Annotated in this window: 13 protein-coding genes; all 13 read right to left on the bottom strand. The window is 58.5% G+C overall.

Features of this window, described 5'->3' with window-relative positions; translation table 11 throughout:
• Positions 1–251: 251 nt before the first annotated feature.
• The 13 genes from ACM6IV_RS20015 to ACM6IV_RS19955 all read right to left on the bottom strand — a co-directional run bounded on the left by ACM6IV_RS20015 (position 252) and on the right by ACM6IV_RS19955 (position 13,374).
• Positions 252–1,124, bottom strand: coding sequence for a transporter substrate-binding domain-containing protein (locus ACM6IV_RS20015; protein WP_414871325.1), 873 nt, complete (start codon positions 1,122–1,124; stop codon positions 252–254).
• A complete protein-coding gene (locus ACM6IV_RS20010) occupies positions 1,121–1,903 on the bottom strand; it encodes an amino acid ABC transporter ATP-binding protein (RefSeq protein ID WP_414871324.1) in 783 nt (260 codons plus the stop codon). The genes ACM6IV_RS20015 and ACM6IV_RS20010 overlap by 4 nt, the downstream gene beginning before the upstream one ends.
• Positions 1,900–2,559: an amino acid ABC transporter permease gene (locus tag ACM6IV_RS20005; RefSeq protein WP_025111015.1), complete on the bottom strand. Its 660-nt coding sequence runs from the start codon at positions 2,557–2,559 to the stop codon at positions 1,900–1,902. The genes ACM6IV_RS20010 and ACM6IV_RS20005 overlap by 4 nt, the downstream gene beginning before the upstream one ends.
• Positions 2,540–3,205 carry an amino acid ABC transporter permease gene (locus ACM6IV_RS20000; protein WP_103304102.1) on the bottom strand — a complete coding sequence of 222 codons (666 nt, stop codon included), beginning with the start codon at positions 3,203–3,205 and terminating at the stop codon, positions 2,540–2,542. Before ACM6IV_RS20000 ends, ACM6IV_RS20005 begins: the two co-directional genes overlap by 20 nt.
• A gap of 644 nt (positions 3,206–3,849) precedes the next feature.
• On the bottom strand, positions 3,850–4,647 hold the full coding sequence (locus ACM6IV_RS19995; RefSeq protein WP_122605720.1) for a MetQ/NlpA family ABC transporter substrate-binding protein: 798 nt from the start codon (positions 4,645–4,647) through the stop codon (positions 3,850–3,852).
• A 166-nt stretch (positions 4,648–4,813) separates the two neighbouring features.
• Complete coding sequence (locus tag ACM6IV_RS19990; RefSeq protein WP_414871323.1) at positions 4,814–5,746, bottom strand: sigma 54-interacting transcriptional regulator; 933 nt, start codon at positions 5,744–5,746, stop codon at positions 4,814–4,816.
• A gap of 54 nt (positions 5,747–5,800) precedes the next feature.
• Positions 5,801–6,382: an alpha/beta hydrolase gene (locus ACM6IV_RS19985; protein ID WP_095047070.1), complete on the bottom strand. Its 582-nt coding sequence runs from the start codon at positions 6,380–6,382 to the stop codon at positions 5,801–5,803.
• 382 nt (positions 6,383–6,764) lie between these two features.
• Complete coding sequence (locus ACM6IV_RS19980) at positions 6,765–7,166, bottom strand: ExbD/TolR family protein (protein WP_003220570.1); 402 nt, start codon at positions 7,164–7,166, stop codon at positions 6,765–6,767.
• 1 nt (position 7,167) lies between these two features.
• A complete protein-coding gene (locus ACM6IV_RS19975; protein ID WP_008081774.1) occupies positions 7,168–7,893 on the bottom strand; it encodes a MotA/TolQ/ExbB proton channel family protein in 726 nt (241 codons plus the stop codon).
• A 45-nt stretch (positions 7,894–7,938) separates the two neighbouring features.
• Complete coding sequence (locus tag ACM6IV_RS19970) at positions 7,939–8,748, bottom strand: energy transducer TonB (RefSeq protein ID WP_414871322.1); 810 nt, start codon at positions 8,746–8,748, stop codon at positions 7,939–7,941.
• 382 nt (positions 8,749–9,130) lie between these two features.
• The gene (locus tag ACM6IV_RS19965; protein ID WP_038359731.1) at positions 9,131–9,457 is read right to left on the bottom strand and encodes a hypothetical protein; all 327 of its coding nucleotides are present in this window, start codon (positions 9,455–9,457) and stop codon (positions 9,131–9,133) included.
• A 189-nt stretch (positions 9,458–9,646) separates the two neighbouring features.
• Entirely contained in the window at positions 9,647–10,990 is a 1,344-nt protein-coding gene (locus ACM6IV_RS19960; RefSeq protein WP_414871321.1) for an aryl-sulfate sulfotransferase, read from the bottom strand.
• A 23-nt stretch (positions 10,991–11,013) separates the two neighbouring features.
• Positions 11,014–13,374: a TonB-dependent receptor gene (locus ACM6IV_RS19955; protein WP_414871320.1), complete on the bottom strand. Its 2,361-nt coding sequence runs from the start codon at positions 13,372–13,374 to the stop codon at positions 11,014–11,016.
• Positions 13,375–13,408: the final 34 nt, after the last annotated feature.

Below are 13,408 nucleotides of genomic sequence, written 5' to 3'. Positions count from 1 at the left end.
AATCCATAATCGACTCGGTTTGTCAGGTCGATGTCCGATGCAAGACACCTCGGTCAGCTCCCTCTCCCTCCGGGAGAGGGGACTGATTGGGGGATGCTGTTGAATTACGCCGACCTGAAAATGCATCTGTGAATCCATAATCGACCCGGTTTGTCAGGTCGATGTCCGATGCAAGACACCTCGGACGGCTCCCTCTCCCTCGGGAGAGGGCTGGGGTGAGGGGCAAGCCTCACCACCGACTCAACAGACAATCACCCCTGCCACTTGCCACCCTCGACAATCACGCTCTCAGGCTTGGTGTCATCGCTCAGTTCTTTACGCACGTATTGGTCGTACAGTTTGAGCAGATACTTCTCTTCACCCAACTTGGTCAGCTCGCTATTCACCCAGTCACGCAGCTCGATATTGCCCTTCTTCACCGCCGGTGCAATTGGTGCTTCGGCACCGAGTTTTTCATCCAGCACGCGATAGCCCGGGTTCTGCTTGGCCCAGCTGAACAGCACCAGATTGTCCTGCGCATAGGCGTCGCCACGACCATTGGCCAGGGCTTGCAACGACTCGGAATTTTTCTCGAACTTCAGCAATTTCCAGTCCGGATGATTCTTGGTCAGCCAGATATCCGCCGTAGTACCGGTGGTGACAATCGTGGTGCGCGTCGCCAGATCATCCAGTTTTTTCACCGAACTGCCCTGCGGCACCAGCGCCTGCACGGCAACCTTGAGATTGGGGTTAGTGAATTCCACCGCTTCCTTGCGCTCCGGAGTCACAGTCATGTTGGCGAGGATCAGATCGACCTTGTCGCTTTGCAGAAACGGAATGCGGCTCGCCGGCTCCACCGCAACGAACTCGACCTTGTTTTCATCGCCGAGCAAATCCTTGGCGAAACGGCGGCCAATGTCGGTATCGAAGCCGACGTAGCGCCCCGCTTCGTCGACAAACCCGAACGGCGGTTTATCGGTGAAGACGCCAACGATCAACTTGTCGCGAGCCTTGATCTTGTCCAGATAACCGGCTGGCGCGGCGCTTTCGCTGGCGACTTTCGGCTTTGGCGGCTCTTCGGTTTTACCGCAACCGGCAAGCAAGGCGAGGCTGAGCAGGGGTAGTAATAAAGCGGCAGTTTTCATAGCGGTTCCAGTTCCTTTGTCGGATTCGTTTTTGGCAGTGTTGCCACGAAGGAGAACTTCTCCAGAAACTGCTGCGCGCGTGCGGTTTGCGGGTTCGTAAAGAAAATCTCGGGCGGGTTCTGTTCAAGGATGCGCCCGGCATCCATGAACACGATGCGGTCGGCCACCGCGCGGGCGAAGGCCATTTCATGGGTGACGATCAACAGGGTCATGCCCTCGCGGGCCAGGCCCTGAATCACTTGCAGCACTTCCTTGACCATCTCCGGGTCGAGAGCGGCGGTGACTTCGTCGAAGAGCATCACCCGCGGGTTCATGCACAACGAGCGGACGATGGCGATGCGTTGTTGTTGACCACCGGAGAGCTGACGCGGGAAGGCATCGCGCTTGTCCGCCAGCCCCACGCGTTCGAGCAGGGCTTCGGCTTGCTGTTGCGCTTCGCGGCGCTGACGCTTCTGCACCTTGAGCGGGCCAAGCAGCAGATTGTCGAGGACGTTCATGTGCGGGAACAGGTGATAACTCTGGAACACCATGCCGATCTGCTGACGGATCTCGCGCCAGTCGGTGGCCTGGTCCAGCAGCTCCCTGTCGAGAAATTTCAGGCTGCCGCTGTGGGCTTCTTCCAGACCATTGAGGCAACGCAGCAAGGTACTTTTGCCGCAACCGCTGGGGCCAAGGATGACGATCACTTCGCCGGTCTGCACCTGCAGGTCGATGCCGTTGAGCACCTGCTGCTCGCCGTAGAATTTGTTGAAACCGTGAAACTCGATCAATGCGCTCATGCTTGTGTCCAGCGCCGCTCCAGCACGCGCGAAGCGGCCGACAGCGGGTAGCAGATGAAAAAGAAAAACAGAAACAACGCGCCGTAGATCAACACCGATTCGTAAGTGCGCTCGATGATCTGCTGGCCGACCTTGATCACATCGACCACACCGATCAACACTGCCAGCGAGCTGGTCTTGATGATCCGCGTGTAGACGTTGATGGTCGGCGGCGTCATGCGTTTCAGCGCTTGCGGCAGCAACACGTAGCTATAGAGTTGCGCGGCGTTCAGACCAATCGACAGCCCCGCTTCACGTTGTCCGCGCGGTAACGAATGCAGCGCCCCGCGCGCCACTTCACCGACCTCGCTGGCGCCCCACAGCGACAGCACCAGCACCGCGCACCAGAAACTCGGCAGGCTCAGGCCAAAGAAGATCGGCAAGCCGAAAAACAGCAGATACAACCACACCAGCACCGGGATCGCCCGGAACAGCTCCAGATACACCCGCAGGATCGCGTTCAGCCACGTCACGTTCAACGTGCGCAACACCCCGTAGAGCACGCCGCCGACCGTGCTGATGGCGATGCTCAGGAACGAGATCGACAAGGTTTGCCCGGCGCCTTTTGCCAATTGCGGCAACGACACCCAGAGCAGTTCAAGACCCGAACTGGCCATGCTGGAGCCTCCTTTCCAGACGGCTGAGCAGCAACGACAACGGCAAGAACAACAGCACGCAGATCAGCGTCAGCACGGCGAGCATCTCGTAGGTTTTGTAATAGAGCGCGATGTAGCTCTTGGTGGTGTAGAGAATTTCCGGCACCGCCACCGCCGAGACCACGGTGGTTTCCTTGAGCAGGAAAATGAAATTGGCGAACAGCGATGGCAGGCTGAGAATCCCTGCTTGCGGCAGGATGACGTAGCGCAGCAACTGGCCGTGGGACAGGCCGATCGAACGCCCCGATTCCAATTGCGCCTGCGGCACCGCATCGACGCCTGCGCGCAGTACCTCGGTCAGGTAGGCGCCACCAAGAAAAGTCATGGTGATGATCGCGGCGGTAAAACCGGAAACCTGAATCCCCACCGCCGGCAAGGCGAAATAGACGAAGAACAACTGGATCAGCAGCGGCGTGTTGCGCGCCAGCTCCACATACAGGCCCACCAGTTTTTGCAGGTAGGGCGTGCGGAACACCAGAATCGTCGCGTTGAGCAATGCCACCAGCAACGAAGTACCAATGGCGATAAGACCAACCTGCAGCGTCACCCCCACGGCTTTGAGAAACGCCGGCAGAGTGCTGAGGATAAATGCGTAATCGAAGGTCATGAAACGTCCTGAACGCCGCTCGGTAAGCGACGGTGGTGCAGTCCATGGACAACGGGTGGCTGTCCGGCAGACACCGACTTTAAAGGTATAAAAACAATAATTTAAATACCGTTAAAGCATATTGATATCACCCAAAAAACTATCCTGTGGGTTTGCCGGGAAAGAATAAGAAGGCTATTTTTCTTTGCGCTGTAGGACGGATCTTTTTTTCATGAAAGCCCTCCAAGGACGCACAGCTTTTGGCCAGACTCCCCGGCCAAACTCATAACAAGGAAGAGAACATGGACGTAAAAGTGCCGCAGCGACTGGATCCGCAGGAGATTGTGAAATTGTTGGTGGCGTTGAGGCGAGCGTTGAAGGCCACAGCGTAAATCAAGAGCCCCTCACCCCAGCCCTCTCCCGGAGGGAGAGGGGGCCGACCGAGGTGTCTGGCGTATTACATCGGCCTGAAAGACCTTATCGATTATGGACTCGGTAAAGCCGTGTCAGGTCGGTGTACTTCTACAGCATCCCCCAATCAGTCCCCTCTCCCCCCGGGAGAGAGTTAGGGTGAGGGGCTTTTCCAACGCACACACAAAAACGCCGATGCCCATCACTGGCCATCGGCGTTTTCACACCTTGAAGGGGTTCACTCAAGCGTCGGATCAGAACGCCGGCAGTACCGCGCCGTTGTACTTCTTCTCGATGAACGCTTTGACTTCCGGGCTGGTCAGGGCTTTGGCCAGTTTCTGGATCGCGTCGCTGTTCTTGTTGTCCTCACGGGCCACCAGGAAGTTCACATACGGCGAGTCAGCACCTTCAATCACCAGCGCATCTTTCTGCGGGTTCAGCTTGGCTTCCAGCGCGTAGTTGGTGTTGATCATGTCCAGATCAACTTCCTTCAGAACGCGTGGCAGCAGGGCCGATTCCAGTTCCTTGAATTTGAAGTTATGCGGGTTCTTGGCGATGTCTTTCGGTGTGGCCAGCGCGTTTTTCGGATCTTTCAGCTCGATCAGGCCAGCCTTCTGCAGCAGGATCAGGGCGCGGCCGCTGTTGCTGCCTTCGTTCGGGATGGCGATGGTCGCGCCGTCCGGCAGTTCAGCCAGGGTTTTGTACTTGCTCGAGTAGCCACCGAACGGTTCAACGTGCACGCCTTGCACGGTCACCAGGTACTTGGCTTTGTCGTCCTTGTATTTGCCCTGGTTGAAGCTGTTCAGGTACGGCAGGGTCTGGAAGTAGTTGGCGTCCAGACGCTTCTCGCCGACCTGTACGTTCGGCTGAACGTAGTCGGTGAACACCTTGATTTCCAGATCCACGCCTTCTTTGGCCAGGGTCGGCTTGATCAGCTCAAGAATCTCGGCGTGTGGTACCGGCGTCGCGGCAACCACCAGTTTCTCGCCAGCATTGGCCAGGGAAGCAGTCAGAGCAGCCGCCAATGCGGTAAACAACAGAACCTTTTTCATGCAGTGTCCTTATCGAAAATCACGGTCGTCATCGACGACGGCATTAATACGTGTGCCAGTGAAGTGACATCGCTGGCGTGGAGCGGACAATACCGGGATTTTTTATTCCCGGACAATAACGTTTATTCAGCTTCATATTCCATTTTGTTCATGTTGAACGAAACGGTTACAAACCCTCACTCAATCGAATCAGCAACTCTTTCAATGCCTTACGCTCAACGGCGCTGCCGCCGATGTTGATTTGTGCCACCAGCCGTTCGATCTGAAGCTGCGGCCCAGACACTTCGGGCAGATTCAGGTGCTCAGGAAGAATCTCGTCGCCGGTGCTTACGAGCAAGGCAAAATGAATGACGTTTTCCAGCTCGCGGGTGTTGCCCGGCCAACTGTGTTGTTCGAGCACATGCTGCGCCGCTTCGCTGATCAGCGGCACAGGCAAGTCGAGGCGCTGGCTGTAGATGCCGAGAAAATACTCGGCCAGCGACAGAATATCGCCGGTGCGCGCGCGTAATGCCGGCAATTCGAGGTGACCCTCGCTGAGGTAGTGATAAAGCCGCTCGTGGAATTTCCCGGCGTCCACCGCTTGCGCCAGATCGATGCTGGTCGCGGCCACCAGGCGCACATCCACCGGACTCGGCTGATGCGCGCCGACGCGGGTGACTTCGTGATTCTCCAGTGCAGCGAGCAATTTGATCTGGATCGGCAGCGGCAAGTCGCCGATTTCATCCAGATACAAGGTGCCGCCATTGGCCGAACCGAACCAGCCTGCGCGGCTGCTGGCCGAGCCGCTGTAACTGCCGGCGGCGTAGCCGAACAGTTCGGCATCGGCGTAGGTCGGGCTGATCGCCCCGCAATTGACCGACACGAACAGACCGCTGCGGTCACTGGCGCGATGAATGTGCCGGGCGAGCAATTCTTTACCCGTACCGGTTTCGCCACGGATCAATACCGAGGTCGAGCGCGGCGCCAATTGCTCGAGTTCTTCGCGCAACTGACGCGAGCGTGGGTCGACAAACACCAGCGCCTTGGCGCGAATGCTCAGGGGACTTTTTTCCGCGTCGGGAAAGGTCAGCAACGGCTGACCGAAGGTTTCGAAACTCATGGCAGACTCCCGCCCAAAACCGCCGGCAGACGGGGGCGTTGAAAGAAAAAAAGATCAGGCGCGGCGGCGGGCGTGGTGTTCCATGCGGTTTTGCAGGCGATAGAGATAAGCAAAACCCTGCTCCCAACGCTGATGCCCGGACTTGACGTTAATGTGTCCGGCACCGGCGAGAATGCCCGCCTCGGCGCCCCAGTTACGCGCCAGCTCCAGAGCGCGCGGCGCACTCACGGCGGCATCGTTGTCGGAGCTGACCACCTGGCTCGGAAACGGCAGCAGATCAGTCGGAATCGGTGCGAAGTTGCGCAGCGCCGGCGCACAGGCCGGGCGCTCGACATCGGCTGGCGCGACCAGCAAGGCACCGCGGACCTGACGCAGGTATTGCAGCGGCGCCGTGGCCGCCCAATGGGCAACGGTGATGCAGCCGAGGCTGTGAGCAATCAGGATCACGGGCGTGCTGTCGGCAGCAATTGCCTCGGCCAGTGCCGCCACCCAGTCTTCACGACGCGGCGTCAGCCAATCGGCCTGCTCGACCCGCGCGCTGTTCGGCAGGCTGTTCTGCCAGTGGCTTTGCCAATGATCTTCTGGCGATCCTTGCCAGCCCGGCACAATCAGGTAGCGGATTGATTCGTTGCGCATGGGGAGCTCTCCTGCGTCGTGTCTGTTCCTGAACGAGTATAGGGAGGGGATTTATATTCGTTAAGGAATAAGAAGCTATTTATTAAGACCTGAAATGAATATGAGTTCTGTGCACGGCTTGGAATCTTTTCCCCCTCACCCCAGCCCTCTCCCCCATGGGGGGCGAGGGGGAAAGGGAGCCGATCTTCATGCCGTTCAAATCCTGAGTTCGACTCGAAATCCCACGTCGGCGTACCTTGAACAATCACCACGGTCGGTCCCCTCTCCCTCTGGGCGGTCCGACGTTTCGGGAGGGTTAGGGTGAGGGGCTTTTCTCCCCGCCAGAAATAAAAAAAGGGCCGCACCCTGCCAAGGAGACGGCCCCGGAAAAACGTTGAATCTGTTACCGCGCAGTAATCACCGACAACTTGGTAATCCCCGCGCGCTCAATCGATGCCATGGCGCGCGCCACTTCGCCGTAGTTCACCCCGTCATCGGCCTGCAACTGCACGCGCACTTCCGGGTCCTTGGCCTTGGCCGACTTGAGGTTGAATTCGAGCAAGTCCGGCTGAATTTCATCCTTGTTGATAAACAATTTACCGGCACCGTCGATGCTCACCACCAGCGGGTCCTTCTGCTCGACCGGCGCCACCGCTTCGGTCTTCGGCAGGTTGATCGGGATCGCGTTGGTCAGCAGCGGCGCGGTGACGATGAACACCACCAGCAGCACCAGCATCACGTCCACCAACGGCGTCACGTTGATCTCGCTGAGTACCTCATCACTGTCCTGCGTGGAGAAGGCCATATCAGGACGCCTCCTTCACTTTTGCTGCGTTGCCCGGCGCTGCAACCTTGTGTGCAGTCGGGTGGATCAACACGCGGAACGCACTCTTCTGCGCCAGGCTGTAAAAGTCGTGGGCGAAGTCATCCAGATCCGCCGCCGTCAGTTTCAACCGACGCAAAAAGTAGTTGTAAACCAGCACCGCCGGTACTGCGACGGCGATCCCCACGCCCGTGGCGACCAGTGCCGCACCAATCGGCCCGGCCACTGTTTCCAGGCTGGCCGAACCGGCCGCGCTGATGCCTTTCAACGCTTCCATGATCCCCCACACCGTGCCGAACAAACCAATGAACGGCGACGTACTGCCAATACTCGCGACCACGGCCAGACCGGTTTCCAGCGAACGCCGCTCGCGGACGATCTGCTGGCGCAAGGCGCGTTCCAGGCGATCCTGATGATTGATCGCCTGGCTCAAATCAGTGGCCTGCGGTGCCTCGCCCACCTGAATCGCGGCGTAACCGGCCTGTGCCACCCGCGCCGCAGCGCCGGGCTGGGTTTCGCTCAACTCAGCGGCAGAATCGAGACTCGACGCCGCCCAGAAACGCTTATGAAAACGCCGATCCTGCGCCTTCAGACGTCCGAACTGCACAGCCTTGAGCAGAGCCAGGCCCCAAGTGGCGACGGAAAAAACCACCAGCAGCCAGATCACCGCGCTTTCGATGGATTCCAGTGGAGATGCCAGTAACGTCATGATGTATTCCCTCGTGTAAACGTTTCGCGCGAATTTGGTTTCGGTTTAATGAATCTTGAAATCGATGGGCACGCTGACCCAGCCGTCCTGGGCGACATCACCCTGCTTGGCCGGGACGAAACTCCAACGTTTAACGGCGTTCAGCGCCGCGTCGTCGAGCTGTTGCCGGCCGCTGCTTTTGGCTATCTGGATCTCACCCGGTTTGCCGCTGGCCAACACATGCACGCGCAGCAACACCGTGCCCTCCCACCCGCGACGTTGTGCCAGCGACGGGTATTCCGGGGCCGGGTTTTTCAGGTACGCGGCATTCGCTGAGGCCGGGGTTACCGGTGCTGGCGTAGGTGGAGCAGGTGGCGCCGGCGCGGCAACCGGAGCCGCCGGTTGTGGCGGCGCAGGTGGTTGCTCGACGGCTTTCGGCGCGGGTTTGGGTGCCTGTTTGACCACCGGTTTGGGTTTCGGAACGGGTTTTGGCGGCGGTGGTTTTACCGCCAGTTCGTCTTCTACCGGCGGCGGTGGCTCAACCACAGGCGCCGGCGGTGGCGGCACGACCACCGGTGGTGCTGGCGGTGCCGGACGCGAGAATTCGATGGTCATCGGTGGAATTTCCGGCGGTACGATCGGCAGCACCGGCGTCGGCTTCTGGCTGATCCAGTAGATCACCGCGCCATGCACCACCAGCGCCAGTACGCCAAGCAGAAGGGTTTCGCGTCGGCTCAAAATGCCTTTGGGCGCACGCTGCAAACGCAACTGCCCCAGCGGCACACGATGCGGCCGGCCGAGATCGACCAATTCGCCACTCGGCGTCTGACGCCACAGCAATTCCTCTGCGCTGGCGGCGGTCTGGACATTGCCCATTGATTCACTCCCTGCGGTCTTTTTGCGTTCTCTACAAAAACTGCCGATCAACCGTTTTGTTGAATCCCCCACGGTGGATCGATGGGTGAATCATTGGGCCTGATGCTTATCTCCGAAAGTAATCTTTAACGTTATGCATAGGCTTTTATGGAATATATAAATTGATCAATTCCGCCAAAGCCACGTACTACACGGGCTGCAGCGATGCGTGAAAAAATGCATGCTTTTCAGGCATTGAAAGTATTCATGCAGCGCATCAAATTCGGTCGACCCGGTTTTTCAGGACAATTAATACCAAGTAGATAGTTGATTATTATTTCTTCGAAACAACAAAAAAGGCCGGCGCACTTTCGTGCGCCGGCCTTTACCGACTGCGGGTGTTTTATTGTTTGACGAATTCCCCTGCAAGGGTCACTACTTCACCGTCAAAGTTAGTACGGGAACCGGCCGCGCGAACTTTTGCGTAATTGTGATCAGGAGAAAACAAGGACCACGCCTGAAATCCGCTATTACCATTCAGACCGACAAATGTGATGGTGGTAGGTTGTCCGGTGCTGTTCTGGAAATGGTAATGCCCATAGCTGACGTCATAGTTAACGCCGCCCTGGCTGAACGTGCCACTGAATGTACCGTTGGAGTCGTTGCCATCGGTAATCGTCAGTTTGGCGCCAGCGTTAGCGTTCACATAAGTGCCATTAATGCTCGACATGATTCGATTTCCTTTATCGTTGGATAAGTGTCTTCCGATGAGAGCAAGTTTCCTCCTGGAAACTCACGACCGTCAGGATGGTCGGACATTCAACTATTGTCCACGCACGCGACTAACCAATTGGCAATAAGCACTATTCAACCCACGCATAACTTATCGCCGTTCGTTCGCACACTCATTCCAATTCACCTAACGACTGGCATTGGTTTGCTGCACACCGACAACCGGGGCATTAACGGCGGTCTCGGAGCGTGGCGTACCCGTTGGCACCCAGTTATAACTCACAGGCAGCGCCCGGTATACCCAGTTGCTGATCGCGTCACTGCCAGGCGCCTTGCCGAGAAACGGGCTGACGTATTCCCAGACATTCTCACCGCTGGCCGTCACCTGGAAAAACCGCCCGTTCATGCCTTCGTCGATCAACGTGTTGCCATTGGGCAAGCGCCGCGCGCTGCTGATAAACGAACTGTAGAACGCCCAGCCCGGCTGCTTCGAATTCGCTGCGCTGTATTGCCAGACGATCTCGTTTTTCTGAGGATCGATTTCCAACACTCGCGAACCGGAAATCAGCCCGAGGGTGACGTTCGGATAACCCGCCGAACCCTGATTGTCGAACACCAGCAAATTGCCCGCGCCAGGCAACCCGGCAGGAATAATGTGCGCATCATGCTGGCCGACAAACTGATCCACCGGGCGCGGCAATTGCTGTGCAGTTTTCGGATTGATCAGCGGCAAATTCGGCCCGAGACGCCAGACCACTTTGCCGCTGCTTTTATCGATGATCGCGATGAAGTTGGCGTTGCGTGAATCGATCAGCAGGTTGTCCGGATTGAAGCGCTGGTCACCGGCATCGAACCACTTGTTCGGCCCCACCAGGCTGAGGTTATTGATGTGCAGATAGTCCGGATTCTCGCTGGCGCGCACCAGCTTCAACTGCTCGGCGGTGAAACCGAATTCATTGAGATGCTCCGAGGCCAGCCACTGCCATTTCACCGCGCCTTCGGGGCTGACTTCATAGATTGCATCATCGATCACCTCGGGCACTTTGAACCCTTTGACCTTGTGCACCTTGTTCGCCAGCACCACGGTGTTGCCGTTGCTCAAACGGCGCTGATCATGGTGCTGTTGCGCTGCGCCACCGGGCGCCTTGTCGCCCCACTGCCAGACGACTTTGCCGTTCCAGTCCAGCTCGCCGACGCTTTGATTACCCAAGCCATTGCCGGCTGAACCGAGTTTGCCGGGATCCTTTTCACTCAGTTGTAGCAACACATGGCCACGTTCGCCGCCGACCAGTTTCGGGTCGATGATCGCGGAGGGAAAACCTGCCTGTGGCCAGGTTTTCACCTCGTTGCCATTCATGTCGATCAGATGCGTCTGTTTGTCGGCACCGCTGAAAATCACGTACTGATTGAAGGCCTTGTTCGGGTCATAGCGGGTCACGCCGGTCGGGTAAACACTCGGTGCGGCGAAGGCGCCGGCACTGAGCACTGCGCCGGACAACAACAGCGGAAAAGCGGTTTTGATACGCAACATGTTGCAGCTCCTCAAGTGACGAATCAGAAGTCATAGCGACCGGTGACGCCCAATGTGCGCGGCGTTCCGAGCAGGCCTTCATAGCCGCCGTTGCCACCCGTCCACAGGGTCGTGTAATAGGTTTTGTCGAAGGCGTTTTTCAGCCACAGCGACACGTCCCACTGGCCCTGATTGAAATCGCCGCGCAGGCCGGTGGAGAAGTTGACCACGGCGTAACTGGGGATCTGCCCGTAGTCGGAATCCTCGACCGTACCGACCGCTTTCGAGCGGAACGCATAACTCGCGGTGACGTAAGGTTCGAAGCCGTTATCCAGATTCCATTTGTATTCGCCGTTGGCGTTGCCGATCCATTTCGAGGCGCCGACCACCTGGTGGCCGCTGAGGTTGCAAGACGCCGGAGCGCCCGGCGCCTGGCTGACTTCCGGCGGGCACGGGGCATCTTTGTACGAGAGATAGCTGACGTCGTTGTAGGAGCCGTTGATGTTCAGGGTCAGGCCGCGCAGCGGAATCACCGTGCTTTCGAACTCGACCCCGCGCGAGCGCACGGAGCCGGCGTTGGTCAGGTATTGCACGCGATTTTCCGCGTCGTAGGCGTTGGTCTGGTAAGCGTTGACCTGGGTCCAGAACACGTTGGCGTTGAGCTGCAGACGGTGGTCCCACAGCGTGCTCTTGAAGCCGAGTTCGGCGTTGTTCGCGCGCTCGGTGCCGATCAGCAGCGAATCGGCCCCGGCCACCGGAGCAGAACCCACCGCAAGGTTGACCCCGCCGGATTTCTCGCCGTGGGACAACGTGGCGTAGCCCAGAACATCATCGGTGATGCGATAGCTGAGGTTGAGCAGCCCGGAGGGACTGGAGCTGTACTGATTCAGATCGCCGGAATCGTAAGCGCCGGCCCGACCGCGTCGCGCCGTCGCTGCAGCTCCCGTGACCGCCGCGCCGCCGACCGGGGCATTGCGCGTGACCCAGGCGCTTTTTTCTTCATAGGTGCCACGCACTCCGGCAGTGAAGTCCAGTCGTTCAGTGAGGTGCCAGGTGCCTTGGGCGAACAGTGCGAAACTGTCGGTCTTGATGTGGCCGTTGCCGATACTGGTGACGTTGGCCAGTGCACCCGCCGGCGTGCCGTTCCAGATATCCGCTTGCGGGCCGTAATAGGCGAAAGATTTGTTGTCCAGATCCGAACCGAAGTAGTAGGCGCCCACGACGTAATCGAAAAACTCGCCCTTGGGCGAGGCCAGACGAAATTCCTGCGAGTACTGCTTGTCCTCCACCGACACCCCGGCGTTGTAACTCGCCGGCACGTTGAGGCCGTCGTCGTTGCGCGGGGTGAAATTCCAGAAGCGATAGGAGCTGATCGAGGTCAGCGTGAAGTCGCTTGGCAGTGTCCAGTTGGCCTCAACCGAGGTGCCGCCCTGATGCACGGTGACATGCTGTTCGTTGTCCAGATTGACCTTGCGGTGCGAGCCGTTGACCAGCGTTGCGCCGGCGGCATTGGCGCGCGACTGATACAGGTTGACGCCGTTGATGGTCGGCCCGGTGTTGTACAACACGCGGGTGCCGGCGCTGGAATCTTCTTCGTTGTAATCACCGATCCAGCGCAGGTTGAAATCTTCATTGGGCTTGAACAGCAGTTGTGCGCGGAAGCCTTCGCGCGAGCCGCCATTCAAATCATGGCCGTCGTATTCGTTCTTGATGTCACCGTCGCTGCGCGTGCGATAAGCCGAAAAGCGCCCGGCCAGTTGATCATTGAGCGGGCCGGAAATGGTGCCCTTGGTCTGGAAATAACCGTCCTCGCCGACCGAGGTTTCGATGCTGCGCTCGGGGGTGAAGGTTGGCGCGCGGGTGCTGATGTTGATCACCCCGGCGGTGGTGTTTTTGCCGAACAACGTACCCTGCGGCCCGCGCAGGACTTCAAGCTGCTCGATGTCCATCAAATCAAAAACCGCCATCCCCGGGCGACCCAGATAGACGTTGTCGATGTACAAACCGACGCTGCCTTCCAGGCCATCGCTGGCCGGGTTGTTGCCGAGGCCACGGATCGACACGCTGGACTGCCGCGCGTGCATGTAAGCGACGTTGACGCTGGGCACCAATTGCTGCAAATCCTGAATCCGGTAGACCCGCTGCGTTTCCAGATTCTGTCCGCTGACCACGCTCATCGGCGTTGGTACATCCTGCGAACTTTCCTCGCGACGGCGGGTGGTGACGGTCACGGTTTCCAGTTGCGAACTGTTGGCGGCAGGCTTGCCGGCCGGCACTGGCGCCGGGGTTTCAGCATCGGCGGCGTAGCCATGAGTCCAGCTCGCGCTACTTGCCAGCAACAGGGCCAGAGGCAGGCGTTTGAGCCGTCGTGGCGTTAAGGGTGACGCAAGGTTCAACGGACTCATGGCGCGGCTCCTGGTCAAAAAACACACAGACATC

The sequence above is a fragment of the Pseudomonas sp. IT-347P genome, from assembly GCF_949768005.1.
GTDB lineage: Bacteria > Pseudomonadota > Gammaproteobacteria > Pseudomonadales > Pseudomonadaceae > Aquipseudomonas.
Note: the sequence above shows the minus strand (reverse complement) of the source record. Positions and strands in the feature narration are given on the sequence as shown.

Bases quoted from the DNA above. Each gene is read 5' to 3' on its own strand.
- ACM6IV_RS20015 (WP_414871325.1), bottom strand. From the start codon at position 1,124: ATGAAAACTGCCGCTTTATTACTACCCCTGCTCAGCCTCGCCTTGCTT.
- ACM6IV_RS20010 (WP_414871324.1), bottom strand. From the start codon at position 1,903: ATGAGCGCATTGATCGAGTTTCACGGTTTCAACAAATTCTACGGCGAG.
- ACM6IV_RS20005 (WP_025111015.1), bottom strand. From the start codon at position 2,559: ATGGCCAGTTCGGGTCTTGAACTGCTCTGGGTGTCGTTGCCGCAATTG.
- ACM6IV_RS20000 (WP_103304102.1), bottom strand. From the start codon at position 3,205: ATGACCTTCGATTACGCATTTATCCTCAGCACTCTGCCGGCGTTTCTC.
- ACM6IV_RS19995 (WP_122605720.1), bottom strand. From the start codon at position 4,647: ATGAAAAAGGTTCTGTTGTTTACCGCATTGGCGGCTGCTCTGACTGCT.
- ACM6IV_RS19990 (WP_414871323.1), bottom strand. From the start codon at position 5,746: ATGAGTTTCGAAACCTTCGGTCAGCCGTTGCTGACCTTTCCCGACGCG.
- ACM6IV_RS19985 (WP_095047070.1), bottom strand. From the start codon at position 6,382: ATGCGCAACGAATCAATCCGCTACCTGATTGTGCCGGGCTGGCAAGGA.
- ACM6IV_RS19980 (WP_003220570.1), bottom strand. From the start codon at position 7,166: ATGGCCTTCTCCACGCAGGACAGTGATGAGGTACTCAGCGAGATCAAC.
- ACM6IV_RS19975 (WP_008081774.1), bottom strand. From the start codon at position 7,893: ATGACGTTACTGGCATCTCCACTGGAATCCATCGAAAGCGCGGTGATC.
- ACM6IV_RS19970 (WP_414871322.1), bottom strand. From the start codon at position 8,748: ATGGGCAATGTCCAGACCGCCGCCAGCGCAGAGGAATTGCTGTGGCGT.
- ACM6IV_RS19965 (WP_038359731.1), bottom strand. From the start codon at position 9,457: ATGTCGAGCATTAATGGCACTTATGTGAACGCTAACGCTGGCGCCAAA.
- ACM6IV_RS19960 (WP_414871321.1), bottom strand. From the start codon at position 10,990: ATGTTGCGTATCAAAACCGCTTTTCCGCTGTTGTTGTCCGGCGCAGTG.
- ACM6IV_RS19955 (WP_414871320.1), bottom strand. From the start codon at position 13,374: ATGAGTCCGTTGAACCTTGCGTCACCCTTAACGCCACGACGGCTCAAA.